The sequence below is a fragment of the Kitasatospora sp. NPDC091257 genome, from assembly GCF_044757675.1.
Taxonomy (GTDB): domain Bacteria; phylum Actinomycetota; class Actinomycetes; order Streptomycetales; family Streptomycetaceae; genus Kitasatospora; species Kitasatospora lactacystinica.
Window position 1 is genome coordinate 1 of sequence record NZ_JBIVVI010000955.1, and the last position, 3,591, is coordinate 3,591.

The window sequence follows — 3,591 nt, forward strand, 5'->3', positions numbered from 1 at the left end:
CCCCCTCTTGGCCGCGCCGCGCAACGCCTCGAACAATTCCGCCGCATCCACCGCCCCGCTCCGCGTCTCGTTCGCGAAGATCAAGGAGCCCCTCGAGGTCCCGAACCTCCTGGCCCTGCAGACCGAGAGCTTTGACTGGCTGCTCGGCAACGCGGCCTGGAAGTCCCGGGTCGAGGCGGCCCTGGAGAGTGGTCAGGACGTCCCCACGAAGTCCGGTCTGGAGGAGATCTTCGAGGAGATCTCCCCGATCGAGGACTTCAGCGGGTCGATGTCGCTGACCTTCCGCGACCACCGTTTCGAGCCGCCGAAGAACTCCATTGACGAGTGCAAGGACCGCGACTTCACGTTCGCGGCCCCGCTCTTCGTCACGGCCGAGTTCACCAACAACGAGACCGGTGAGATCAAGTCTCAGACGGTCTTCATGGGCGACTTCCCGCTCATGACCCACAAGGGCACGTTCGTGATCAACGGCACCGAGCGTGTCGTCGTGTCGCAGCTCGTCCGCTCCCCGGGTGTGTACTTCGACTCCACCCTGGACAAGGTGTCCGACAAGGACATCTACTCCTGCAAGGTCATCCCCTCGCGTGGTGCCTGGCTGGAGATGGAGATCGACAAGCGCGACATGGTCGGCGTCCGCATCGACCGCAAGCGCAAGCAGTCCGTCACCGTGCTGCTCAAGGCGCTCGGCTGGACCAACGAGATGATTCTCGAGGAGTTCGGCGAGTACGAGTCGATGCGCGCCACCCTGGAGAAGGACCACACCCAGGGCCAGGACGACGCGCTGCTGGACATCTACCGCAAGCTGCGTCCGGGCGAGCCGCCCACGCGCGAGGCCGCGCAGACGCTTCTGGAGAACCTGTACTTCAACCCGAAGCGCTACGACCTCGCGAAGGTCGGCCGTTACAAGGTCAACCGCAAGCTGGGCAACGCCGAGTCGCTGGACTCCGGCGTGCTCACCGAGCCCGACATCATCGGTGCGATCAAGTACCTGGTGAAGCTGCACGCGGGCGAGACCGAGTGGCGTGACGACGAAGGCCGCGACATCGTGGTCGAGGTCGACGACATCGACCACTTCGGCAACCGTCGCCTGCGCAACGTCGGCGAGCTCATCCAGAACCAGGTCCGTACGGGTCTCGCCCGTATGGAGCGCGTCGTGCGCGAGCGCATGACCACCCAGGACGTCGAGGCGATCACGCCGCAGACCCTGATCAACATCCGGCCGGTCGTCGCCTCCATCAAGGAGTTCTTCGGCACCAGCCAGCTGTCGCAGTTCATGGACCAGACGAACCCGCTGTCGGGCCTGACCCACAAGCGTCGTCTGTCCGCGCTGGGCCCCGGTGGTCTGTCCCGTGAGCGGGCCGGCTTCGAGGTCCGTGACGTGCACCCCTCGCACTACGGCCGCATGTGTCCGATCGAGACCCCCGAAGGCCCGAACATCGGTCTGATCGGCTCGCTCGCCTCGTACGGCCGGGTCAACGCGTTCGGCTTCATCGAGACCCCGTACCGCAAGGTCATCGAGGGTGTCGTCACGGAGCAGGTCGACTACCTGACCGCCGACGAGGAGGACCGCTACGTCATCGCCCAGGCGAACGCGCCGCTGACCGCGGACCTGCACTTCGCCGAGCCGCGCGTCCTGGTCCGCCGCCGTGGCGGCGAGATCGACTACATCCCGGGCACCGAGATCGACTACATGGACGTCTCGCCGCGCCAGATGGTGTCGGTCGCGACCGCCATGATCCCGTTCCTCGAGCACGACGACGCCAACCGCGCGCTCATGGGCTCGAACATGATGCGCCAGGCGGTGCCGCTGCTGAAGAGCGAGGCTCCGCTGGTCGGTACCGGCATGGAGTACCGCTGCGCCGTCGACGCCGCGGACGTCATCACCGCCGAGAAGGCCGGTGTCGTCCAGGAGGTCTCGGCCGACTACGTCACCGTGGCCAACGACGACGGCACGTACACCACGTACCGCGCCGCCAAGTTCACCCGCTCGAACCAGGGCACCGCCTTCAACCAGAAGGTGCTCGTGGACGAGGGCGCCCGGGTCGAGGTCAACCAGGTGCTGGCCGACGGCCCGTGCACCGACGAGGGCGAGATGGCCCTCGGCAAGAACCTGCTCGTGGCGTTCATGTCGTGGGAGGGTCACAACTACGAGGACGCGATCATCCTGTCGCAGCGCCTCGTGCAGGACGACGTCCTCTCCTCGATCCACATCGAGGAGCACGAGGTCGACGCCCGTGACACCAAGCTCGGCCCCGAGGAGATCACCCGGGACATCCCGAACGTCTCCGAGGAGGTCCTCGCGGACCTCGACGAGCGCGGCATCATCCGCATCGGCGCCGACGTCGTCACCGGCGACATCCTGGTCGGCAAGGTCACGCCCAAGGGCGAGACCGAGCTGACCCCGGAGGAGCGCCTGCTCCGCGCGATCTTCGGTGAGAAGGCCCGTGAGGTCCGCGACACCTCGCTGAAGGTCCCGCACGGTGAGTCCGGCAAGGTTATCGGCGTCCGCGTCTTCGACCGCGAAGAGGGCGACGAGCTGCCCCCGGGCGTCAACCAGCTGGTCCGCGTCTACGTGGCCCAGAAGCGCAAGATCACCAACGGTGACAAGCTCGCCGGCCGTCACGGCAACAAGGGCGTCATCTCGAAGATCCTGCCGGTCGAGGACATGCCGTTCCTGGAGGACGGCACCCCGGTCGACATCATCCTCAACCCGCTGGGTGTCCCGTCCCGAATGAACCCGGGACAGGTCCTGGAGATCCACCTCGGGTGGCTCGCCAAGCAGGGCTGGGACGTCTCCGGGCTGGCCGACGAGTGGGCCCAGCGCCTGCAGGCGATCGGCGCCGACACCGTCGAGGGCGGCACCAACCTCGCCACCCCGGTCTTCGACGGCGCCCGCGAGGACGAGATCACCGGCCTGCTGGACAACACCACCCTCACCCGTGACGGTGAGCGCCTGGTGAACTCCACCGGCAAGGCCCGACTGTTCGACGGCCGCTCCGGCGAGCCGTTCCCGATGCCGGTCTCGGTCGGCTACATGTACATCCTCAAGCTGCACCACCTGGTCGACGACAAGCTGCACGCCCGTTCGACCGGTCCGTACTCGATGATCACCCAGCAGCCGCTCGGTGGTAAGGCGCAGTTCGGTGGTCAGCGCTTCGGTGAGATGGAGGTGTGGGCCCTCGAGGCGTACGGCGCGGCCTACGCGCTCCAGGAGCTCCTCACCATCAAGTCCGACGACGTCCTCGGCCGAGTCAAGGTCTACGAGGCCATCGTCAAGGGCGAGAACATCCCCGAGCCCGGCATTCCCGAGTCCTTCAAGGTCCTCATCAAGGAAATGCAGTCGCTCTGCCTCAACGTGGAGGTGCTGTCCTCGGACGGCCAGTCCATCGAGATGCGGGACTCCGACGAGGACGTGTTCCGCGCCGCCGAGGAGCTCGGCATCGACCTGTCCCGGCGCGAGCCGAGCAGCGTCGAAGAGGTCTGACGGAGGCCGGGCCGGCCGCAGCAGCGGCCGGCCCCCCCGATCGGAAGAGCACACCACAGAAAACCAGACACAACAAATCAAAGCGTTTTCCCTGTTCGGGGTGTAAA

The 3,591-nt window shown here is 66.6% G+C and carries 1 protein-coding gene; it reads left to right on the forward strand.

The annotated features are described in order from the left end of the window. Nucleotides 1-7 precede the first annotated feature (7 nt). On the forward strand, nt 8-3,484 hold the full coding sequence (gene rpoB / locus ACIQOV_RS32680) for a DNA-directed RNA polymerase subunit beta (protein WP_359897540.1): 3,477 nt from the start codon (nt 8-10) through the stop codon (nt 3,482-3,484). Nucleotides 3,485-3,591: the final 107 nt, after the last annotated feature.